This is a genomic window from Natrarchaeobius chitinivorans (assembly GCF_003841505.1).
Classification (GTDB): Archaea; Halobacteriota; Halobacteria; order Halobacteriales; family Natrialbaceae; genus Natrarchaeobius; species Natrarchaeobius chitinivorans.
Map to the genome: position 1 here is coordinate 23,927 of NZ_REGA01000048.1, position 20,497 is coordinate 44,423.

Here is a 20,497-nt window from a genome sequence, read left to right on the forward strand (position 1 = left end):
TCTATTTTCAGACCGTCATCCAATCATGTCCGTCAGGATTGGAAATACGAGCCCGGACGAACCGCGACTGAAGACGACCCTCAATGACGGCCGCGACGTCGAGATCGAGATCACCGGTAGGCCCGAGAACAAACGGCGGATCGACGTCACTGTCGATCACGGCCGGAAGTGGGTGTTTGGTGTTCAGGGAGGGGTTGCCGCGTTGATCATGACGCTGAACAGTCAGGGCCAGCGGATCGACGACGAGCTGCCGGCGTGGATCGAACCGATGCTTCAGCGGCTTGGGCTCGAGGGTGTTGACGCGTGAGATTAGCGGTTCTCGTCGATCCACTCGCACCAAGCTTCAAAATCGCGTGCAGCACACTGATCGGCGATGTTCCTCAGCGTTCCTTCACGGATCCGGTCGTGCATGGGAACAGAAACGAGACGGACCTCGTCGGTTTCCGGAACTTCGTACCGCAGTCGAACGTGGCTCCCTGTTCGTCCGACTGGTCGGTAATTGTACCGTCGGAGCACTTTGATGACGTCTTGCCCAGAGAAGTCGCGCGTCGCCATACGGGTTACTGCATGAACTCCGGCAGTTCCCGATCTTCCGCACCAGCAACATCCTCAGGATCGATTCCGATCTCTCGGAGGAACTCCTCTTCGTCCTCGATCGGCTCTCCAGCTTCTCCTGTGTGGAGCGCGACCACTTCATCGAGGTTATCTAATGCTTCCTCCCGTGTTTCGCCTTGGCTGGCGACGCCGACTTCCTCGTCGATCGCGGACCACCAGCCGTCGTCTTCCTCGATCAGGCGGATCTCCCGACGGACCTGTGTGCTCATGGGGATACGTACGGAAGATCCACGCATAAGGGTTCGGTCGCGTCCTATCTGGCTCGAGGGGGTCGAGAAGTGAACGGGTTAACTGCCGTTGTCTTCCGGCTCGAGCGGGACTCGCGTCACATCCAGATCGTCGTACGAGAGATCAGACGAGAGTATTCGCTCGTTTTGGCTTGCCGCAATCCCGGCGTGAAGCGCGTCGAACGGAGTCATTTCGTATTCCTCGAGATATGTCGCCGCCGCAAGCAGGGCGTCTTCGTGTGCCTGTGGTCGAACCGGGACGAGTTCGAGGAGATTGACGACGAGTCGGGGAGCGTCCGTCTCAAACCCCTCCCCCCTGTCGTACGTTCGAACAAGGAATTCGGCGTAGGCAAGAATCGACGTATGGACGTCTTCGCGTTCGAGTGCCGCCTTCGCTTCGTCCTGCAGCCAATCATCACGCTTTGCGAGGGCGAACAGAAAGTCGGTTTCGACGTACATCCGCGGCGTTACTCCTCACCGCGCTGGCGGGCTTCGCGATCGCGGACTTCGTCATCGACGTCAGCTCGCACAGCCTCGCGAGCTTCCTGCTTGAGGTCTTCGATCGAGGTGTCTCCGAGCACGTCGCCGGCTTCCTCCTGGATGGCCTCGAGCGGATCTTCGTCGACGGGGACGAGCATGATCCGCGTGGGGAGATTGACGACCCGGAACCGCTCTCCGTGCCGCTTGCGGAGCTTTTTCGGGAGGTACACACGCCCCCGATCGTCGGTTTCAATCGCCATGTGTCATAAGTCGGTTGGGAAAGTCAAGAGTCTTTCCCACACCTCCGACAAGCTGTTACTCGTCGCTCGACGGCTCGAGGGTATCTGCGTTGACTTCCCCTTTGAGATATGCTTCGCCTCGCCAAGTGATCGAATAGTATCCTGGTTCTTCTTTTTCCACCAGCTCCACATCTTCGAGTTCCCTACAGACAACACCGATGTAATTGCTGTCTTTGTAGCCTGTGCTATGAGCAATACACTTTGGCGACAACCGCAATCGGTCGGTTCTCGAGCTATCTGGGACATCGATTTCCAGCAGTTCGAGGACGGCCAAATGAGCACCTGTAGGTCCGCCCTCTTCAAGCGGCATACTGCGATTTCTCGTCTAACGCTCTTTAATTCGTTCGGAAAGGGTGTCCAACCATCCATCTGCATTACTAACCATTCATATACTGGGAAAGATTTAATATTATATACTATAGAGTGTTGCTCAGCGCGAGTTCCACGCGAACCTGACTGTCATGGTTCGTATCAGAAATGCGGTCCGGTGCTGGGACACCGGGTCCGCGCGGCTCGCGTAGATACGGTACGCAAGCCATGCCCGAAGACACAACGCGGGGTCTTGAATCCCCCGAACGATCACACGAAGCGACTGTCAACTGCAAGTCGGCGAGCGACCCAATCGACGGGTTCGGCGTCCGCTTCTCGCCATCCGATCGCCAGCCACGGAAAATCACGTTCGACTCGAGCCCGCGAGACGGCTTTTACCGCGCCGATTACGAGTGGAACGGCTGCACCTGGCGCGAAACCGGTTACGAGCACTGCGAAAGCGTTTCCCTCGAGTTCGGCGAGCAACTGCCGCCCGAACTCGTCGCGGCCGTCCTCGATCGACTGTTCTACGAAGCGTTCGAGTCGGGATCGCTCACCGACGTCGACGTTCTCAACGCGATCGCTCGTCGGGCGTTCCCCGAGGAGATGGTTTCCGAAACGCTCACGCAGGGAGGTGAGCGCTGATATGGTCCGCGGCGGCTGTCGCATGTGCGGCCAGCGCACGACGAACAACCGACTGTGCAACCGGTGCCAGAAACTCCGTCGACACGGGTTTTTCGTCGAGAATCGAGAGCAGAAACAGGATCCGTCTACGGTCCTGTACGAATGTGTCGAATGCGGTACCGAATACGAGGGGACGGTCTCGACTCCGTGTCCGGACTGTGGCGAAACCCGTTGCCGAGCGGCCAAGTCGGAAGTCGCAACCGATGGCGGTCAACCGGAGTGGGTTAGCGAACCGGAGACGACCTGGTGTTCCGACTGTCAACGGTACCGCGTATCCTGCGCACATCTCACAGGTGATTCACTATGAGCTACACAGATTCATCCCCACGACCAGACGCACCGGCTATTTCACAAGCACGCGGACCGACGCAGATCGCGGTTCTCGAGGTACTCGAGGATCGAAACGAGGTCTCTGCTCGAGAGGTTAGCGAGGAGATCGACAAAAGTAGGGGATCGGTGGTGTCGGCGCTGTATCGACTCTACCACCGCGGTATCCTCAAACGGCGTCCTGATCCGACGTATCCCGTTCAAAATCTCTACTGGCTACCAGACGGTGACCAGCAATGATCGACTGGCCCGCCGAGATTGAGCGAACACCGGAGGGTGAGCGGACGCGAAACAAGAATTTCAAAGCGTCACTCGGTTCGACGACGATCGATCTGTCGACTGAGATGGGCCGCCTCGAACCGGACAACTGGCGCGCGTCGATCGGGAATCAGCACACGAAATCGAACGGTCTTCCGAGGCACAACGCGAAACCCGACGATCCCGGGTTCGTCCTCCGATGGACGAAAGACGGCGAACAGTACGCGGTCGCCTGCGATGCGTACGATCGGCTTCGAGATAACGTCCGGGCGGTCTATCTGTGGGTTCGCGAAACCCGTCTCCGTGGGAATCGTCCGGTTCGAACCGCAGAGAGCGAGTTCGCTGCGGCCCGTCTCCCCAGCGCGGACGACGTCGCTGCAACCGATCAACCGCACGAGGTTCTCGACGTTGATCCGGATGCAACGGAGTCGGAGGTAAGGAACGCATTCCGGGAGAGGGCGAAACACTCCCATCCAGACCTTGGCGGAAGCGTAGCCGAATTCAAGCGCATCACCGGCGCAAAGGAGGCGATGATCGATGAGTGACGAGTTCCTCGCACTCGAGGCGCAACGAGAAGCCCTCGAGCGACAGACCGAGGCACTCGAGGCGATCGCGACGGAGATGCGCTATCAGAACGCCGTCCTCGTCGAGATGGTTTCGTGTCTCGATGACCTGTCCGCTCGAGTCGACGAGAATCACTTTCCGGAGACCGAGCCAGTCGATCGGTCCGGGCCGGCACTTCAGACTTGGATCCAGGATCGGTTGTACGAGCGCGACCAGCTCGAAGGCGACCAGCCGTCGTTTCGGTGGGGCCAGCCGGAGAACTGGCAGGATGCAAATCAGCGGGGTGAACGATGAGCGAGGACCTCGAGCCGCTCTCGCCCGCCGAAGCGGTGAACCTCTATTTGAACCACCGTGAGCCGGAACTCTCCGAGAAAAGCATTCAAAACCAGCGATACCGACTGAACTCCTTCATCGACTGGTGTCAGGAAACAGGATTCGAGAACATGAACGACCTCTCAGGTCGCGATCTCCATCGGTTCCGATCTTGGCGACAGAAAGAGGACGTCGCGACGATCACTCTCCGGTCGCAACTCGCGACACTGCGCGTGTTCCTCGAGTTCTGCGCGAACATCGACGCTGTCGAACCAGGATTGCGTGAGCGCGTTCTGCTCCCGGAGGTCGATTCGGTCGACGAATCGCGCGACATTAAACTCGAGGAGGACCACGCGAACAGGCTTCTCGATTACCTCGAGAAGTTCGATTACGCCTCACGAGACCACGTTATCGTCGCGATCCTCTGGCATACGGGGATTCGGTTAGGATCGCTTCGCGCGTTCGATCTGAACGATTTCGATCCAGACGACCAGTGTCTCGAGCTTCGGCACCGGCCGGAAACCGGGACACGTCTGAAAAACGGCTCGAAGGCAAAGCGGGCGATCGCCGTCGGCGAAACGTACTGCCGAACGATTCAGGACTACATCGACACCCACCGCGACTCGGTGACCGACGATTACGGCCGCCACCCACTGATCACCAGTACTCACGGCCGTCTCTCGAGTGGGGCGATTCGCGCCACCGTCTACAAGGTGACGCGCCCGTGTTTGCACGACCCCTGTCCGCACAATCGCGACCCGACGACGTGCGAGTATATGGATTATCAGAGCGCGAGTGGTTGCCCCAGCTCTCGATCACCACACGGGATTCGCCGCGGATCCATTACGAACCATCTCCGCGACGGGACGCCAGAGGAGATTGTCGGTGATCGCATGAACGTCTCGAGCGACGTCCTCGAACAGCACTACGATCGGCGCACTGAACGCGAGAAAATGGAGCTTCGACGCCAGTTCATCAAAGAATCATGATCCGACCAATTACGAACGAAACCAGTACTGCATCGACGAATATCCGTCGCTTGGGAGACCAGCGTTCGCCGAATTATGTCTCCCCCGGCGAGTCCACTCGGAATTATCCGTTTTACACGGGGAAATTAAATCTACGAGAGGTAGCCTCTCGTAGCGGTTTTCCGGCGAATTACCGTTGCAGAATCTTCCATCTCAAAGAGAGTCCACTTGGGGGCGTGACGGACCCCGACGCTGTCTTGCGGTCGTTTGAGGGAGGTGATGCACGTGAGTTCGCCTGAACAGCGGGTTCGAGCGTTTACGCCGCCCGTCTGTCGGTTCTGCGGTCTCGAGATAGCGACAGTCGACGAGCAGTGCCCAGCACTCGACGACGGGGTGTGCCAGCCATGATGCGCTGGAAACCCAGCGCATCGGCTCGAAACCAGTGTCAGAAATGTGGCAGTCACGTCACTGGCGAGTTCCGACGTGGCTACGGCGACCAAGACGACGTCGCGCACCGCTGCCCGACGTGCGACACCTACGAGCGGCTGTCTGACGGGAGTGCGTCCGGCCAGTTCGTCGCACTTCCCGATCCGCTCGACGATCCGACGCGGTTCAACTGCTCCCGTGCGGACCTTCCCGAGCGAATCTTGACTCTTGTCGAGTCTCGAGCTGCCACGACCGACGGCGGCGAGGACGACGATCATAAGATTCGGACCGATGGAGGCCACTGTACAGACGGTACTGGTCGCGAGAAGGTAGGGTACAGTCGACGAGAAAACGAGGTGGTTTCGCAATTCGAGCACGAGCCAGTTCAGCGACGTGGCCGGAACAGTTTGGATCCACAAGAACAGGAATTGACTCCTATTGGGCGGATCCGTCCGTCCGAGATCTCTTTCGCCGCGTATGCCGACTTACACTCTGTACAAACGGCCACAAGTCGATTGTGGTCGCCCATTGCGAGCACCTCCTCTATTCGAAGAGCTTCTAACAACTTCAATCCCTATTTTAAACATAGAGTAACTCACCGGAGTGTAACTGTCTTCTTCAACCGGTCACTATGCACGGATAGTGGACAGGACGGTGATTCTCGATGAGCCACCTCGTCGAGTCCGACGAGTGCGAACGGTGTGACGCATCTGTCCCGGCAACGCGCCGTCTCTGTCCGAAATGCGCTCGAGAGGTTCGGCTGGCTCGAGGTGGTCCGCTGTGAGTTCACGTACGTCGGCTCTCGAGAGTCCGAAAGCCAGCGGTGACGCGCTCGAGGCGCACCTGATCCAGTCGATAGAGGAACTCGAGTACGTCGGCGATCGGACGGCGACCTGGCACGACGCGCGGACGACGACGCTGCTCGAGCCGACGTCGTCGCTGCCGTTCTTCGGAATCGTCCTCGTCGAGCCGGACGTCCCGGTCGAGATCAAGGGCTGCCAGATCGAGACGAGTAACGGGAGCAGTTCGACGCGCGGCCGGTTCTACGTCAAACGTGACGCGCACGAGCGACTGCTCAAGGCCGGCGGGATGTACCTGCTCGTCGTCTATCTGCCCCGTCCGGGGCTCCCTCAGGTCGCCCGCGCGATCGTCCCAGCGACGATCGTCGACGAGCTGCTCGCCGATCGGTGGTACGAGGTCAGTGGGTCGCGCTCGGAGAACGAGGTCGCGAAGCTCGCCTGGTCGCACGTGATCGATCCAGCGACGATTGATCCGACGGATACAGTGGGTGGTCAGTATGTCTGAACGCGAGACCGAACGAGTCGAGTGCTTAAAATGTGGCTACAATCGCCTCACTTGGGAGGCTTGCCCAGAGTGCGGAGCCTACGGAGGTGATCGAAATGACGAGTGACGGTGCTGATCACTCACTCGAGAGGCTAAAGAGAAATCAGGTGGGTTTAGATTACAGTTGGTTCGACCACTCGTGGCCGCAATCTGGACATGCAAAGTCTACTATAGTCAGCCCTTCAGAGGCGTATTTAGCAATTCGTTCCCCCAACCCGTCGTCGCATTCTGGACATCGAGCTCTCATTCCTGTATTCGAGAATAATAACCCCTCCCTGATTAGTCCAGTACCAAATCATGTGTGTAGTACATTCCTCGAAAACAACCTATCCATCCTCAAAGAATGCTCACTACACACGGTAGCTGACCGGTGGGAGGGCGATTCTCGATGACCGTTCACACGACCTACTTCGGCGGGTTGAACTCGAGTTTCGAACCTGGCGAGGAAGATGCTGTGTTCGGCGTCGTCCGCTTCCCGCAGGATTTCGTGGATCGACTCACGGATCGAAACATACCGGCTGTCGCGCCGCCTGCGGACCTACTCGAGGCATACAAGACCGTCGAGGAGGCCGCCGAAGAGAACGGCGAGCCGAACCCCGCCGCGATCGCATGGGACTCGGTCGAGTACGAAGGCCGGTATCTGGCTCACCTCGAGCAAGCAGGGCCGCAAACAGTCGTTGGTGAGCTGGCCGACCGCACTCGAGAGCGGGACATCTGGCTCGTCTGCTGGGAGAACGACGCCCGTTGGTGTCATCGACGGTTGCTCGCGAACGCCGTTGTCGCCGAACTCGAGGACGTCGAGGTCGTTCACCATCCCGATCCCTCGACGATCCCGATCGACGATGAATCCGAGGAGCAGCCGGAAGCGACGCTTGCGGACTTCGCCCCTGGTGGTGCCTGATGAGCGCCGATTTCGTCCGCGCGAGTCGCCTCTACGACGTCGGGAGTCGGACGGCACTCGTTCATCCAGCCGCACAGGCCAACGACTCAGACGTTCGACGCGCTCTCGAGGACCATGAGTCGCGAGCCTGACTCTGACGAACTCGAGGAGGCAACCGACAACGCGTTCGACCTCCTCGAGTCTGCGCGGCCTGTCACGAACAGTGACGATGAAATCGAGAGTTTGGTCGAGCAGGAGATCCCGACCGCTGGTGGCGACGACGTCACGCTCGAGTTCGACGAAGACAGCGATGTCGGCGATCCCGAACCTCGAGCAGCGTGTCGGTTCTGCCAGGAAGAGTTCCACACGGTCACGGCAGAGCGGTCGCACCACTCCGAAGATCGGTGTGATCAGGAGTCGCCGGTGTTCCGGCCGGACGGACGGCCGCTGATCGATCCCCAGTTGCACAAGTTCGGCGGGCACTTCCTGTTTGTGCCCGGACTCGGCGATCTCCGTGGGTCACAGGACGGGATGGCTCCGTACTTCGGGATCGTCTCGCAGTTCGATCGCTGTCTGCAAGAGGACGGCGAGGACTACGTCGGATCGTTCGAGAGTGCTGGCGACTCCTGGGTTCTCAACCACGACGAAGACAAGGTCAAGTATTGGCAGGGGCAGATCGAGACGCGTCCAGGCGACGTTGGCGATGCGTACTACGAGTATCAGATCGGCGTCGTCGCTGAGGATGCGGTCGGTCGGAAACGGATTAATTTCCAGTTCAGACCGTCGCTGCCGGAAGCAACGAACGCTGAGACTGGTGAGCGAATCCAGTCGATGCCGGCTGATCTTCCCGAGGGCATTCGTGTCCAGGTCGAGAGTGCGAACGTCGAGCCCGAGGAGATGTTCGGGGTGTTACGGGATTTGATGAGAGAGATCGACGTCGATCCGGCGTACTTCGACGTCGAGAATCTCCACGAGCATTCGAGAGTGACCGGGCTCGAGCTATACGTACGCGCCGTCCGCGAGATCGTCGAGAAGCAGGTCGTCGAAACCGGTGCCTTGTTCGATCGACTGGCTCAGTTCTCGAGCGTTCGGCGAGGCCGCGGCGAATACGTGTGGGACAACGAGGAGATCATCGGCCACCGTCACGCCGTCGCGATGAACGAGACGTCACTCGGGAAACTCTATCGGCAGGGCGAGCACGAGGTCGGCAAACTGCTGAAGAGCTATCTGATGAAGAATCCCGAGAAGCAGGGCGGTCCGACCGCTGAACCGAAGATCGAAGTTCAGTGGAACAAGGAGTACAGCGACTATCTCGGCGGCAACGCCGTTCCATGGATCGATCCGGACGGCTACGATTTCGAGGATCTTCGTGATGAACTTGACGAACACCTGATGTTCGCGCTGAACGCGGCCGAACTACCGCTTCGGGCCGATCCGACGGTGTACGTCGCCGACGAGTACTGGGATGTCGAAGAGTCCGAGCGTGACGTGGCGGTCCACTCAGATCCGACCGAGGAACTGAAAGAAGCGGAGGAAGATCTCACTCGAGCCCAGCTCGCTCGCGAGGACTTGACGCCGACCGACCGCGCCGTGATCAAGGCGCTGGCCGACGGCGGTCAACAGCACTACGAGCAAATCGTCGAGAAGACTGATACCTCGAGCAGTTCGGTGTACCGCTCGATCGATAAGTTCGGAACGCTCGTCGAGAAGGTGGGTCGCGGGACGTACGATCTGGCCGACGACGTCGTCCGCGAGAAGATCGAGGACGTGTTCCATGCGCTCGAAGACGTTACCGAGTGGGTCGAGCGCGGGATCGAGGCGGTCGTCGAGGGGAGTGGCGAGATCGCCGACGACTCGGCACTCGCGAAGTGGGCACGACGGCACGGTGCGATCCTCGATGGCCACCACGACAATCTCGAGGTCGAGCTGACCGGCAGCTTCGCCTCGAAGTACGAAATCCGGAAGTTGCTTCGGTTCGGTCTCCAGGCCGCCCAGGAGACCGGTGCGAAGACTCGAGCACGGTTCGTTGACGGTTCGTTCACGTTCCGGTTGAACGGAGAGCGACGTCCTCACCAGGAGCCGTTCCATCACGTCGGCGATCGCCTGTTCTGTCTCGGCGCTCGCACTGAGCGATAACCGAGTAGTTACATCTTTTTCGACCGACTTTATTTCTGCAAGTTTACTTTCTCCATATCTGGCCTACACAAGTCAGCTTGAATTATTCTGCCGAAAGGGGGAAGAGTGTCGCACTCGACCCATATCACAAAAGTATCACTTCCCGGCGTTTGGGCAACACCCCTTAGGGCGTGTGCCTAAGGGCACAACCTCAAAAAAACCACTGCGGCTGGTCAGTCGGCTGTTTCAGTTGATCCACACGAAACGTACCCCCTGTCCGAAGGACAGCACGGAACAATTTCGTCGTACCGCTTCTCTGTCCCCAAGGGGCCAGCGCAAAAAATTACAGAGCCCCCGCCCCACCTCCGTACGAAAATCTCCAGTTGAAGCACATGAAACGGGGGTTATACCAGATACATCGGGTTATCCTTTCTAGGGGAAGGTTCAAATAGATCCCATATAATAGATGGACCAATGTCAGTTGATAAGGACAAGATTAGAAATATCTTGGAAAGTGATTCTATCAAGGCTTCTCACCTGAAAGACTTGGTCGATGAAAGGGGGTTGGATGTCGAACCACGAACAATCGATAATATGATTACAGCCCTTCTTTCAGAAAAATGGACTACTGACGAGTTTGATGAATTGAAGAAGAAGCTCGTTATGATTCAGAAAGAATCATCTCCACATGGATATTATGTCGGAACAATTGAGGATTTGCCGGATGCCACTCCACAGAAAGATCACGAAGAACTCCAAGAGGCTCTCCGTATCAATGAGGCCAGTTTTGATGGAGACGACTTAGTTGACTCGGGTTTCAAGGTGAATAAATCACTTCCTGATCTGGTCACTGGTATCTATTGGACCCAGACCACTACCTATGAATCGGACCCATTCGATAACTTAAGGACAAGGACTAAATTATATGATTTCGGGTTCGAATTCCACCTTGATGAGGGTATCGTGCATATAATTGGAGATAATTTTGGGAAATTAGGGGAGGTGATGTCGGCCCTTGAAGAAGTTGGTGTCGATATCGAAGGAGTAGGCCATGACGGCGTTCATCCAGACGATGCTCAAACATATGTGAAAGGCTTTATAAACGACCTGTCTGATGGATTGCAAGACAAGCGTGCTCAACAAAGCCTTACGAACTTCGGTTCAGGAAGCCACAATCCCCTAATAAGCGTCCATACGGTGCATATCCGTCTATCAGGAGGAGCCCTTCAAAAAGCCGATCTCGAAGGGAACCAAGATATCTTCGATAATGATACTGTGGAGGATCTAACAGAAAACAAGAACGGAAAAATTGCGCAAATGAAGGGCGATCTAACCTACAAAGACACGAGCTTTGGATTTAATATCGGATACAATGAAAGACTTGGCAGAATCAGAATTAAAAAGAAAACAGGGAAAGATGGCGACGTAGATATTGTAGAAGAGGCTTTTGAATTTGTATACTCATATTATATAGAATACTATATTGAGAAGCCATAATGGGGAGACAATTCCAATTTGAGGTTCAATATACCCTCTCACTCATTGTCGGTGTGTTAGGTTTGATCGGAACAGAGGCCCTTAGCGGCTATATCCGCTTGGAAGTAGGATTAGGGTTCCTAATTATGGGTGGATTCCATTTAATATTGCTATCTATAGTATATAGCTTTGAAAAGACTGTATCGATACCAATACCGTTAGTTGAGCGGATAGAGGGAGCTAGCGTATGGACATTACGATTAGCAACACTGTTCTTCGTATATTTGCTATTCCATGGCCTGAGTAGGAGTCTCTTACCCACTGCAGTCTCTGAAACAAACCGAGGTCTTATTGTGTTTGGGTTACCACTTCTACCTGTTGTGATCATCGTGATGGCATACATCCTCAGCATCTTACCTTTCAAGAGGTTCTCTGATGATGTCTCCATCACGATTGTCCCGGATGGTCTCACGATCTTTGAGAACTATGAGGATGGAAGGCCGGGACATATTGAAGTAGTAAATGATGGTGAAAGAACTCACGAGTTTGAGATAGTCATTGACCTTCCAGAGAATGTATACGCCCGTTACAAGGGAGAAGAATATGCTGACGAGATTAGAGAGACTCTCTCATTTTCAGGGAAAGGTCTCCAAACTATGGATTTGCAACTTCGTCATGACTCTTCAACACAAAAAATGGCACTGACCAAAGTGAATGTTGACTATAAAACGTCTACGAGAGAGATCGAATGGGAAACTCTGTTAGCTTGATTTGAATTCCACTATTAATTTTCCTTCCCCCAGGGATTGTACGTCGACAGAATCGGTTTCGCGAATATGCACACGAGAATCGAGATACCGTGTGTATATCTCGAGTTGCTCATTCGATTGTCTCACTATTCGTCTGTGACTGACCAACAGTTTCGGACCGATTGAGTCCGCTATGGGGTGTTCAGTGAGTCGAAAAAACTAGGATATCGGGGTCGTGTGTACGAATATGTGGATCCGAACCGTCAACACTGACTGAAACCGGCCCGATTTATTGAGTGAATATGGCCGACACAGGTGACCAGGAGCCTACTCTCACAAACTGACCCAGTTATCAGTCTACGCGGAAGGCTGGGTGGATCCACTCGAGGTAGGGCCGGTGGTGTCGAATCCACTGGTCGAGGTCACGGCCTTTCCAGACGGTACCGACGCACGGGAGATGACCGTCAATCCCGATCTCGTGGATGCGTAGAACATCGCTCTCGTCTTGTCCACCCTCTTCGTACAAGAAGACTTCACGGCCCCGACGTCGAAAGCCAACCACGTACGAGCCGACGCTGTGCTTTCGCGTGAGTCTTTGTGCGAGTCGGTCCGGATCTCCAGCCCTATCGACCTTCTTGAGGTACTCTTGGAGTTCGACCTGGAGCGATTCAAGTTCGCTCGTCATTGCGTATGCCATATAGACGCCCACGGAGTTGCGATAAATAGTCTCGAGGGACCGGTTTCCGTTTCCAAAAGTTTCCGATAACCCTCGCGTCCACCGTATCCGGACGAAAGTCGTTGGGCGATCAATTCCTCTGGACAGCATACCGGCGTATGTGTGATAGAAACGTTTAACCCAGTTAATTTGACACCCGGTGGGTGAATGAACCGACCCGAGGCCGGATCCCAGTTCGTTGCTCAGGTCGCGGTGATGTCGATCCTTGCAGTCGCGACAATCGTCATCATTACACTGCTCATCGGCGCTCCAGGAGCTTCGGTCGAAGGGTTTGAACCAGATGCAAGCGGTACAACACTCGAGACCGACGTGGACGAGGTCACGATCGTCGACTCAACGGGGACGGCGATCGAAATGGGTCCGTCACACTCACGCGTCGCGACGGACCTATCCGACGGTGAATCAGGCGAAGCAGCGTTGTCGACATGGGTGCAACTCGATAGTGAGGCTGCACTCTGGCGGGACTACTACGTCGCCCAGTATGGCGATGCCCAGCTCGTCCTGCTTCTCATTGACGGTGAATGGACGGGGATTCATACGGATCAGCAGTCGGCTATCGTTTCCACCGACGTAACCAACCACGATACACTTCGGCAGGTTGGCCTCGAGCACGACTCTGAAGAGTTGCGGTTGTACGTTGACGGTGAATTAGTCGATTCGGAACCGTTGACCGATGGAGACACCGATATCCCAGCAACCGACTCATTCTTTGGAACGGTCGAAGAGGTCCGAACGTTCGACAGTACGCTGGAGGCAGACGACTGGCACACGCTGCACGACGATCCAGTCGCACCGGTCGAACCAGGTTCAGAAACTGCTCGGCTCATGTTCGACGAGTCTGGCGGTGATGAAACGTACGTCGTCTACCACGGCGAGTGGACCGAACTCGAAGGAAACATCGAGTGGACAGACGGGCTCGAGGGAACGACCCTTTCCGAGGGTGACGATTACGAGATCGACGCACCCGACAACACCATTCAGCCAACGCAAGAAGGAGAATTAGCAGAGCTACCCCGGGCGTACATCTACACGTCGGATTCCAACCAGTTCATCGCAGCCGATACACTCTCGCGAGTGTTTTCCATCCTTCTGGTTTCACTCGTGGTGCTGGTCGTAGTTGCAGTGATCACCATGCTTCCTACCTTGTCGGGCGGATCGCGGTCTCGAGGACGATGACAGATCAAACCATGACGAACGACACAATGCAGACCAGTGAAACGACGAACCTCTCACGACGAGCAGTCTTGGCGATAACCGGGTCCCTGGGGGTTGCTACTGCAACCCAGACAGTCAGTGGCGATGTCTCAGTAGGATCTTCCAGTGGCACACAAGAGGCAACGCCGATCCGAAACTGGCAAGTCGGGCACGAAGACAACGTGCCGGACGATTCGCAGGGGGTTGAGGGTGATATGTTCTTCACGACCAACGCCGCCCCGGACTACTGGCATGATGGATCCGAGTGGGTTTCGGTCCCCGGAAACGGTGACGGCAGTTGGTCACTGACTGCCGATGGCGCTCTCGAGCCGACTGACGGCCAGCCAGTCACTGTCGAAAAGGCATACACGGAAACTGTTCCTGACGAAGCGTCGGCGATCCCGAACCGAAATTGGGTCGATAGGCAAATAGCCAGCACTCCCGACGTGATCGATGGCTTCGAGAGTGGAACTGTTGCGGAATACGACGGTGATCTCGGCTCGTTCGACGTCAACAGCGATGACCCTGTTTCGGGAGGGCACTTCAGCCTCAAACTCTTGCCAGACGCTGATGTGGCCGATAGAATCGTCTCGACCACCGGGTTGAACGCGTATCCGCCGCGTGGGAGTACCATTCTGGCAGACGTCGAAATGGTGAACGTTGATCAAAACGTTCGGCCTGGATTGATTTTCGGCGCAGAAGGGCTCGAGAATCACTATACGGCGAGGTACCAGGGGCAAGCCAGTGAAATCCAGATCGGCATCCGTGAAGGCGGGACCTGGGACGTTCTCGATTCGGCATCTATCGATCTCTCTTCTGGCCGTCACACGTGGCGAGTTGACTTCGACGATCCAACGATCCGATTCGAACTCAGAAACCTCGTCGGCGACGTCGAAGGGATCGTCGAGGTCGATGACGAGACGTTCGAGGGCCACGGTGTTGGGTACTACATCGGTTCCTCGATATCGTATACAAACGCGGTTTTCCACCGCATCCGACGCCTCTCACAGAAGTTAGATACGGACTATGACGGTGGCGGAGGAGCCAGATAGCGATGAGTGACGAGCATATTGCAGTAGAGTTAGCGGATCCGTGGTGGGGTCCAAACGGCTACTGGAACTTTCGACTGAACGGCGTCAAGGACAAGCAAATCTCGTTTCACATCCGAAATATCGAAGAGTCACACCAGGACTTGGATTACCGGCCTGCGATAACGGCAGATCCGATGACTGACGAATGGGATCGAGTAGACGAATGGGTTGAGGATGGCTGGACCCACTCGTTCGATATCGACACGGCCTATATTGGATTCGTCCCGTATCCCTACCGCAAAACAGTTGACTTCGTTTCCGAGGTCTCCGACAGCGAGTTCGTCGAGACTGCGGTCATCGGCCAGAGCGTCCAGGGCCGTGATATGCATTGTATCCGCATTGGGGATCCTACCGAGAACGGCGAGATGCTCGATATCGTACTCACTACGCGGCTACATCCGGGGGAGACGCTCTCGAGCTATCAAATCGAAGGGGCGGTGAACTATATCCTCGATACGTTCAGAGAGAGTGGGTTCGATCGAGCTTACCGCTTTCACATCTATCCGAACGGGAACCCTGACGGCATGGTCAACGGATGGCAGCGTCACAACGTCAACGGCGTCAATCTCAACCGACAGTGGGACAAAACAGATCCATCCGTCGAGGTCGAAAACATCCAACATGACCTCGAATCACACGTCGACAACTATCATTGGGGAATCGACTGGCATACGCAACCGGCGGACTATCCCACTGTATTCTACGATGCTACCGAGCATTCTGACGATGAAATCGATACCATCGAGGAAATCGAACGTGCGATAGAAGGCACGTCCGGGTTGAATAGCGTTGACGGTGCAGGACGGGCTCGAGGCTACTTTACCGATGAATTCGGTGGTCCAGGGATCACCATCGAGACGAAAGATTATCACCCGTACGATGCGGCTACGCTCCGATCCGAGGGGCGTCAAGTAATTCAGGCGATCACGGATACGGCAGCGTAAGAACCACTCTGAATTAAGAATTCTATAGAACGATTACTAAACCAAAAAGCAGGGTGAGTGCTGAGGTGGCATACAGTCAGCGACCTTAATCTTAAATTTCCAAAGATGATACGGGAGTTCTCTACTGACTCGATCAAACGCTGCTACGTCATCACTGGACTTGTTGTAGGTTATCCGCAAGTGTCCTCCGTTATCAGAGTTCGAAAACTCCACCGTTCCGCTAGCGTTCTCCACAATCCTCTTGATAAGACACAATCCCAAACTGTTTCAATTGTCTAACTTAGTTTCGCCCCCTGCAAAACTGCTCGGCGGTCGGCGTCTGGAATTGAATATCCTGGATTCCGTGGGTTGTTCTCATAAGAGCGTATTAGGATTGAATACGAGGGAGTGACGTAATATCGTATAGATCGTCAGAAAGGTATTCAGAAACGCCAATCTCGATAATAGCGGTTACATCTCGAGAGGTTGCCGTCTCGAATGCCGCTTTGACCTCCTCGGGCGTTTCAGTAGAGTAGGATTCGACGCCGTCGAAGCAGCGGCCCAATTCGTCATACTTGATCGGAGAGGGGTCTTTCGGCGTAATTCGTTGGCCAAATTCGGCTTCCTGACGTTCAGTGACCAATCCGAGACGAGAGTTGTTGACGACACAAATAATGGGATTTGACTCCTGATATTGTGCTTCTGTTATCAGGGAGAGATCCATTTCGAATTCACCATCGCCAAGCACTAAAATCGGTGATTCACCCCATTCAAGCCCTGAAACCACTTCACCCATCGATCCACTGCGAGAAACCTCCTTTCGAACCGTCGGTCCGAGGGCATAGGTCATCCACAGCATTGAATTTCCTACCCCAAGCGTAACAACTGATTCCGGACTCTGTACCCGGATAGCGGATCCTAACGCCTGGAGCTGGTCCGGAACCAATTCATATTTCGACCCGCAGTCGTAGCGACAGTCGAACCAGACGTCACTGGCTTGATCGTCAAGAACGTCAAGCGCTGTTTCGACACCGGAAGAGAACCAGGAATCGGTGAATACACTTCGTCGTCGGGGATTGTCTTCGACCTGGATAGTCTTCGCCTGAAATTCCTTGATCGTCTCTGGATCATAGGACGTCACGAGATTATTCACCGATGTACCGAGAGCAATCACCAAATCCGACCGGAAAAACGCCTCATTGGCCGATGGCGTCCCAAGCGTCCCGATACGGCCCACGTGGCTTGTATCGAAATAGCCGTCCGTCTGCAACGTCGTCGCGATCGGGATCCCGGCATCAGCAGCAATAGCTGAAACTCGCTGTCGCGTTTCGGGATGTCGGATACCACGTCCGACGATCAACAGTGGTCGATCGGCATCCGAAACGCGCGACGTGAACGCCGATTGTGACACGACAGTAGGAGAATACGACTCGAGGAATTCAAACTGAGATCCAAGGTCGGCTTCGGTATAGAGGGGGAGATGGACGAATCCAACGTCTTTCGTTTCTGCAACAGTCTCCACGAGCTGGTCAACTCGATCAATATCGCTTTCGTCACTGACCAAAAGGCGCTCAGCAATGCCCTCGTGCTGTTGAAGAGCCTCGGTTTGGGAAATTGTTTCGTAGGTCGTCGCCCGCGGAGATTGATGAGCGGTGTTCACTGCGTTTCCAACATGAGGGAACTGCTCCTCTGCAACCACGACGATGCAGGGACAGGTGATTGACCCAGCCAGTAACGGCTGAGAAAGCATCGCCTCTCCCAGATCAGCTGACGCAACAACGATTGGAATTTGCTTTTTTCCCTCTTCCAACGTCCTGAAATACTGGCTCTGCGCTAAATGAAGGAGATGTTGTTCACGAACAGTAGAGACAATATCTTTCCCGTGTTCCTCAACAGCTTCGTAGACATACCGTGGTGGACTCCCAGGGTACGTATATACTCGTTCAGAGCCGGTTAGTGTTAAAATCCGATCGATAACGCGCCCAGTAGTGGACATGTTATAACATCATCTATATAACTTTTGGATTATTATTGTTCCGTTATACATAGGACTGTAATGTTAACACAACCGGGCGAATATTCGAATACTTCCAACCGTAGAAGTTCCAATCACACTTCCAGATCAAAGGGCAGTGGTGCAGAAGTCCCCACAAGGAAGCGGTAGGACGGTATTTGATGTGTTCAGCACTAAGTCCGTCCTACCGGATAACGCTACGGTCGAACAGGTGTTCAAAACACTGGAGACAAAGACTACCCCGAAGATTGTGCCAGTTTCCATATAACGGTCGTATTCAGCATGCGTCGATCAACACCTGCATTACTTGATGGAATCGGTCGCGTTCAGTCCGCACGTGTCGTGGCCGGGTGGTTCACCGCTGTCGGCGCAAAACAAACAAAATCGGCATGCGGAACTAATGCTCTATATCCAGCACGCCGATGCCGACATGTCCGTAACATGCCACACTGGATGTGTGAGGTGCTGGGGTAACTCCCACAAGTTTTCGGTCACCACGTCCAAAATCGACCAGTCTCAGTTCCTCTTCCAACCCCAGCCGGGACACGATCCTGTGTGACGAAGAGGCCAGTATCAGCCGATCGATCGACACCGAGCACAGGATCAGGTTGCGGATTCGGCGGTGTAAACCATCCAGTTCGGGCGTCGCGTTCAAAGCGGACTGGATCGAGAGGTTCGGGAGCGGGCCGCCGCTCACGGTGACACTCTTCGGCGGCGCGCTCGACGAACTCGTGACCGAACTCGGCCCGGATATCCTCGATCGTCTCTTTCGCTCGTCGAATTCGCGCGTTCGAGACACCTGGATCCTCGCCGGCCAGAATCGCGCGGAACACCTCGGGATCGTGTTCGTCGCTGATCTCCATGCAGTGTTCGATCACTGCATCCGACGCATGTTGTCGTTGCTGAACCGGCGCACCGACGGCTCCTGCGGCCATCGCGTCGAACGCACCTTCTCGAGCATGTTCGTCCATCCGCGCACCACGTTCGTCGCGACGGGCCTGCTCGGCGATCGAGCGGTGTTCGTCGACGGTAAGTTGGGGATCGTAGTAGGCGATCCAGTCGTCGACTCCGGAGCCCTGGAGGACAGCCTTCGCCGACTGTGCGTGAAAGAGCATCCGACCGTCCCAGTCGCGGCGATCCTCGAGCTGGGCTCGTTCGGCTCGAGTGAGTTCTACCTGGCCGAACTGGTCGGCAAGGTGTGCTCGACTCTCGGTGGCCTCGAGCGCGATCGCGTCGACGACGTCGTCCGGAGCGTTCCCCCAAATGCGAACCGTCTTCGTTCGACGGGAGTCGGAATCGTCGAGCGCATCCGGATAGCGGTCTCGAGCCGCGTTTGCGCCGTCGAGCGAGTGAAACTCGATTTCGATCGGGTCCGGTTCGAAGACGTCCGGCGGCGCGTGCTCGGCGTCGCCGTTCGGACCGATCGGCTCGAGGACACCCGCTTGCTCGGCCGCTGCGATGTTCTCCTCGAGGGGAACCGGTTCGACGGTCGGTCCCGACCAGTCTGGCGTATCGGTGACTGTCGCTTCGCCACCGAGTAGATCCGCCTGTCCCTCGATCGTCTCGGAGGTCTCGACGAGTGGTGTCTGTTCGCCGGGATCGATCGTTGGCTCATCGACGTCGACGAACGCTTCGGATCCGACGATCTCGCCACCGCGTTCAGCTCGTCTCGCTGTTCGTTGAGCGGCATCGCCGACGTCGAGTGTTGCCTGCTGTGGCCGATCGTCGAACCAGCCGCCGTTATTGTCTTGTGGCATCGGTAGCGGTGTGTCAAACACGGTGTGAAAACTGTTGTTCTCGTCCAAGTGGGCAGGCGCGACACGGGGGCGGCACACGTGCGGAAACGTCCGTTCGCGGGGAGGTCTCGGTCTCGCAAATCGATCGGCGATTTTCCACCGGCCCTACTCCATGATATATTATTCTGGCCTACTTTCTTCTTGCAGGTTCCATCCCTTCGGTCCCTTCGCTGTCTTGCGTTTTTCTTCGATCGATTCCAAAATATAGTGCCTAATTCCTATGTTAAGAGTGTCGAAATTAGTTTCCAGTCTTGCGGTTTGCTTCGTTTTTATTCGTCTCGGATAATCTGGCCGACTCGAGAACCGCTCAGGTCGATCGCCTCGCCGATGTTACTCTGGGTCAGTTCTGTGTTCTCATAGATTCCCTTCAAAATCTCGTGTTTCACCGTCTTCTCGGCGTCTTCAACCTCTCGCTCGACGATCTGCTCGTGTTCGTCTCGCCAGAGCAGATTCGACTCCTCGAGTCCGTCGTACCGGTCGTCCTTCAGATCCGAAAGGTACTGATAGTCCGGATCGTTGTCGATCGGATCCCACTCGAGATACTGGAGAATCTTGGGCTGAAGCTGTCGCTGGGTGGCGGAGTCGGGTTGATCGTAGCGATAGACTTTCGCCTCTCCTTGATCGGTGACGTGGATCCGCAGGTCTGACATCTCGATCAGTCGGACGTCGAGCGCGGAGATCGACGGAAGCGTCGCCTGCAAGAGGTACTG

Annotated in this window: 25 protein-coding genes; 16 read left to right on the forward strand and 9 right to left on the reverse strand. The window is 55.8% G+C overall.

The features are described from left to right. Positions 1–25 precede the first annotated feature (25 nt). Positions 26–307 (forward strand): hypothetical protein, encoded by a 282-nt coding sequence (locus EA473_RS21900; RefSeq protein WP_243645341.1) that lies wholly within the window; start codon positions 26–28, stop codon positions 305–307. A 2-nt stretch (positions 308–309) separates the two neighbouring features. Here the strand turns inward: EA473_RS21900 and EA473_RS21905 are convergent, their stop codons facing one another. The 5 genes from EA473_RS21905 to EA473_RS21925 all read right to left on the reverse strand — a co-directional run bounded on the left by EA473_RS21905 (position 310) and on the right by EA473_RS21925 (position 1,931). Continuing rightward, positions 310–555: a type II toxin-antitoxin system HicA family toxin gene (locus EA473_RS21905; protein WP_124197718.1), complete on the reverse strand. Its 246-nt coding sequence runs from the start codon at positions 553–555 to the stop codon at positions 310–312. 5 nt (positions 556–560) lie between these two features. After that, positions 561–824, reverse strand: coding sequence for a type II toxin-antitoxin system HicB family antitoxin (locus EA473_RS21910; RefSeq protein WP_124197719.1), 264 nt, complete (start codon positions 822–824; stop codon positions 561–563). A 78-nt stretch (positions 825–902) separates the two neighbouring features. Next, complete coding sequence (locus EA473_RS21915) at positions 903–1,301, reverse strand: PIN domain-containing protein (RefSeq protein WP_124197720.1); 399 nt, start codon at positions 1,299–1,301, stop codon at positions 903–905. An 8-nt stretch (positions 1,302–1,309) separates the two neighbouring features. Next, positions 1,310–1,582 carry an AbrB/MazE/SpoVT family DNA-binding domain-containing protein gene (locus tag EA473_RS21920; protein ID WP_124197721.1) on the reverse strand — a complete coding sequence of 91 codons (273 nt, stop codon included), beginning with the start codon at positions 1,580–1,582 and terminating at the stop codon, positions 1,310–1,312. A gap of 55 nt (positions 1,583–1,637) precedes the next feature. Beyond that, a complete protein-coding gene (locus EA473_RS21925) occupies positions 1,638–1,931 on the reverse strand; it encodes a hypothetical protein (RefSeq protein ID WP_124197722.1) in 294 nt (97 codons plus the stop codon). Positions 1,932–2,158: 227 nt separating this feature from the next. On the opposite strand from EA473_RS21925, the gene EA473_RS21930 reads away from it, so the two are divergent. From EA473_RS21930 to EA473_RS21980, 12 genes are all read left to right on the forward strand, one after another. Then, the gene (locus EA473_RS21930) at positions 2,159–2,575 is read left to right on the forward strand and encodes a hypothetical protein (RefSeq protein ID WP_124197723.1); all 417 of its coding nucleotides are present in this window, start codon (positions 2,159–2,161) and stop codon (positions 2,573–2,575) included. 342 nt (positions 2,576–2,917) lie between these two features. Beyond that, positions 2,918–3,181: a MarR family winged helix-turn-helix transcriptional regulator gene (locus EA473_RS21935; RefSeq protein WP_124197724.1), complete on the forward strand. Its 264-nt coding sequence runs from the start codon at positions 2,918–2,920 to the stop codon at positions 3,179–3,181. Continuing rightward, positions 3,178–3,744: a J domain-containing protein gene (locus tag EA473_RS21940; RefSeq protein WP_124197725.1), complete on the forward strand. Its 567-nt coding sequence runs from the start codon at positions 3,178–3,180 to the stop codon at positions 3,742–3,744. The genes EA473_RS21935 and EA473_RS21940 overlap by 4 nt, the downstream gene beginning before the upstream one ends. Then, on the forward strand, positions 3,737–4,057 hold the full coding sequence (locus tag EA473_RS21945; RefSeq protein WP_124197726.1) for a hypothetical protein: 321 nt from the start codon (positions 3,737–3,739) through the stop codon (positions 4,055–4,057). Before EA473_RS21940 ends, EA473_RS21945 begins: the two co-directional genes overlap by 8 nt. Next, on the forward strand, positions 4,054–5,064 hold the full coding sequence (locus EA473_RS21950) for a tyrosine-type recombinase/integrase (protein WP_124197727.1): 1,011 nt from the start codon (positions 4,054–4,056) through the stop codon (positions 5,062–5,064). The genes EA473_RS21945 and EA473_RS21950 overlap by 4 nt, the downstream gene beginning before the upstream one ends. A 386-nt stretch (positions 5,065–5,450) precedes the next feature. Continuing rightward, on the forward strand, positions 5,451–6,137 hold the full coding sequence (locus EA473_RS23440) for a DUF7563 family protein (protein WP_449289225.1): 687 nt from the start codon (positions 5,451–5,453) through the stop codon (positions 6,135–6,137). Positions 6,138–6,249: 112 nt separating this feature from the next. Further along, the gene (locus EA473_RS21960) at positions 6,250–6,774 is read left to right on the forward strand and encodes a hypothetical protein (protein ID WP_124197728.1); all 525 of its coding nucleotides are present in this window, start codon (positions 6,250–6,252) and stop codon (positions 6,772–6,774) included. 427 nt (positions 6,775–7,201) lie between these two features. Beyond that, a complete protein-coding gene (locus EA473_RS21965) occupies positions 7,202–7,714 on the forward strand; it encodes a DUF488 family protein, N3 subclade (protein ID WP_124197729.1) in 513 nt (170 codons plus the stop codon). Next, a complete protein-coding gene (locus EA473_RS23140) occupies positions 7,714–7,845 on the forward strand; it encodes a hypothetical protein (RefSeq protein WP_279387682.1) in 132 nt (43 codons plus the stop codon). Before EA473_RS21965 ends, EA473_RS23140 begins: the two co-directional genes overlap by 1 nt. After that, positions 7,829–9,829 (forward strand): DUF7845 domain-containing protein, encoded by a 2,001-nt coding sequence (locus tag EA473_RS21970; RefSeq protein ID WP_124197730.1) that lies wholly within the window; start codon positions 7,829–7,831, stop codon positions 9,827–9,829. Before EA473_RS23140 ends, EA473_RS21970 begins: the two co-directional genes overlap by 17 nt. A gap of 453 nt (positions 9,830–10,282) precedes the next feature. Then, positions 10,283–11,305, forward strand: a complete 1,023-nt coding sequence (locus EA473_RS21975) for a hypothetical protein (RefSeq protein ID WP_124197731.1) — start codon at positions 10,283–10,285, stop codon at positions 11,303–11,305. Next, entirely contained in the window at positions 11,305–12,054 is a 750-nt protein-coding gene (locus tag EA473_RS21980; protein WP_124197732.1) for a hypothetical protein, read from the forward strand. Before EA473_RS21975 ends, EA473_RS21980 begins: the two co-directional genes overlap by 1 nt. A 331-nt stretch (positions 12,055–12,385) precedes the next feature. Here the strand turns inward: EA473_RS21980 and EA473_RS21985 are convergent, their stop codons facing one another. Continuing rightward, entirely contained in the window at positions 12,386–12,730 is a 345-nt protein-coding gene (locus EA473_RS21985; protein WP_124197733.1) for a hypothetical protein, read from the reverse strand. A gap of 186 nt (positions 12,731–12,916) precedes the next feature. On the opposite strand from EA473_RS21985, the gene EA473_RS21990 reads away from it, so the two are divergent. The 3 genes from EA473_RS21990 to EA473_RS22000 all read left to right on the forward strand — a co-directional run bounded on the left by EA473_RS21990 (position 12,917) and on the right by EA473_RS22000 (position 15,998). After that, complete coding sequence (locus EA473_RS21990) at positions 12,917–13,945, forward strand: hypothetical protein (protein WP_124197734.1); 1,029 nt, start codon at positions 12,917–12,919, stop codon at positions 13,943–13,945. Positions 13,946–14,178: 233 nt separating this feature from the next. After that, entirely contained in the window at positions 14,179–15,015 is an 837-nt protein-coding gene (locus EA473_RS21995; protein WP_124197735.1) for a hypothetical protein, read from the forward strand. 2 nt (positions 15,016–15,017) lie between these two features. Beyond that, positions 15,018–15,998: a M14 family zinc carboxypeptidase gene (locus EA473_RS22000; protein WP_124197736.1), complete on the forward strand. Its 981-nt coding sequence runs from the start codon at positions 15,018–15,020 to the stop codon at positions 15,996–15,998. Positions 15,999–16,365: 367 nt separating this feature from the next. Here EA473_RS22000 and EA473_RS22005 read toward each other — a convergent pair whose 3' ends face one another. From EA473_RS22005 to EA473_RS22520, 3 genes are all read right to left on the reverse strand, one after another. After that, a complete protein-coding gene (locus EA473_RS22005) occupies positions 16,366–17,973 on the reverse strand; it encodes a thiamine pyrophosphate-dependent enzyme (protein WP_124197737.1) in 1,608 nt (535 codons plus the stop codon). A gap of 509 nt (positions 17,974–18,482) precedes the next feature. Continuing rightward, complete coding sequence (locus EA473_RS22625) at positions 18,483–19,748, reverse strand: hypothetical protein (RefSeq protein WP_207890238.1); 1,266 nt, start codon at positions 19,746–19,748, stop codon at positions 18,483–18,485. Positions 19,749–20,056: 308 nt separating this feature from the next. Further along, the coding region (locus EA473_RS22520) for a hypothetical protein (protein WP_165875362.1) at positions 20,057–20,497 on the reverse strand (441 nt) is incomplete at its 5' end.

Bases quoted from the DNA above. Each gene is read 5' to 3' on its own strand.
- EA473_RS21900 (WP_243645341.1), top strand. From the start codon at position 26: ATGTCCGTCAGGATTGGAAATACGAGCCCGGACGAACCGCGACTGAAG.
- EA473_RS21905 (WP_124197718.1), bottom strand. From the start codon at position 555: ATGGCGACGCGCGACTTCTCTGGGCAAGACGTCATCAAAGTGCTCCGA.
- EA473_RS21910 (WP_124197719.1), bottom strand. From the start codon at position 824: ATGAGCACACAGGTCCGTCGGGAGATCCGCCTGATCGAGGAAGACGAC.
- EA473_RS21915 (WP_124197720.1), bottom strand. From the start codon at position 1,301: ATGTACGTCGAAACCGACTTTCTGTTCGCCCTCGCAAAGCGTGATGAT.
- EA473_RS21920 (WP_124197721.1), bottom strand. From the start codon at position 1,582: ATGGCGATTGAAACCGACGATCGGGGGCGTGTGTACCTCCCGAAAAAG.
- EA473_RS21925 (WP_124197722.1), bottom strand. From the start codon at position 1,931: ATGCCGCTTGAAGAGGGCGGACCTACAGGTGCTCATTTGGCCGTCCTC.
- EA473_RS21930 (WP_124197723.1), top strand. From the start codon at position 2,159: ATGCCCGAAGACACAACGCGGGGTCTTGAATCCCCCGAACGATCACAC.
- EA473_RS21935 (WP_124197724.1), top strand. From the start codon at position 2,918: ATGAGCTACACAGATTCATCCCCACGACCAGACGCACCGGCTATTTCA.
- EA473_RS21940 (WP_124197725.1), top strand. From the start codon at position 3,178: ATGATCGACTGGCCCGCCGAGATTGAGCGAACACCGGAGGGTGAGCGG.
- EA473_RS21945 (WP_124197726.1), top strand. From the start codon at position 3,737: ATGAGTGACGAGTTCCTCGCACTCGAGGCGCAACGAGAAGCCCTCGAG.
- EA473_RS21950 (WP_124197727.1), top strand. From the start codon at position 4,054: ATGAGCGAGGACCTCGAGCCGCTCTCGCCCGCCGAAGCGGTGAACCTC.
- EA473_RS23440 (WP_449289225.1), top strand. From the start codon at position 5,451: ATGCGCTGGAAACCCAGCGCATCGGCTCGAAACCAGTGTCAGAAATGT.
- EA473_RS21965 (WP_124197729.1), top strand. From the start codon at position 7,202: ATGACCGTTCACACGACCTACTTCGGCGGGTTGAACTCGAGTTTCGAA.
- EA473_RS23140 (WP_279387682.1), top strand. From the start codon at position 7,714: ATGAGCGCCGATTTCGTCCGCGCGAGTCGCCTCTACGACGTCGGGAGT.
- EA473_RS21970 (WP_124197730.1), top strand. From the start codon at position 7,829: ATGAGTCGCGAGCCTGACTCTGACGAACTCGAGGAGGCAACCGACAAC.
- EA473_RS21975 (WP_124197731.1), top strand. From the start codon at position 10,283: ATGTCAGTTGATAAGGACAAGATTAGAAATATCTTGGAAAGTGATTCT.
- EA473_RS21980 (WP_124197732.1), top strand. From the start codon at position 11,305: ATGGGGAGACAATTCCAATTTGAGGTTCAATATACCCTCTCACTCATT.
- EA473_RS21985 (WP_124197733.1), bottom strand. From the start codon at position 12,730: ATGGCATACGCAATGACGAGCGAACTTGAATCGCTCCAGGTCGAACTC.
- EA473_RS21990 (WP_124197734.1), top strand. From the start codon at position 12,917: ATGAACCGACCCGAGGCCGGATCCCAGTTCGTTGCTCAGGTCGCGGTG.
- EA473_RS21995 (WP_124197735.1), top strand. From the start codon at position 14,179: ATGTTCTTCACGACCAACGCCGCCCCGGACTACTGGCATGATGGATCC.
- EA473_RS22000 (WP_124197736.1), top strand. From the start codon at position 15,018: ATGAGTGACGAGCATATTGCAGTAGAGTTAGCGGATCCGTGGTGGGGT.
- EA473_RS22005 (WP_124197737.1), bottom strand. From the start codon at position 17,973: ATGTCCACTACTGGGCGCGTTATCGATCGGATTTTAACACTAACCGGC.
- EA473_RS22625 (WP_207890238.1), bottom strand. From the start codon at position 19,748: ATGCCACAAGACAATAACGGCGGCTGGTTCGACGATCGGCCACAGCAG.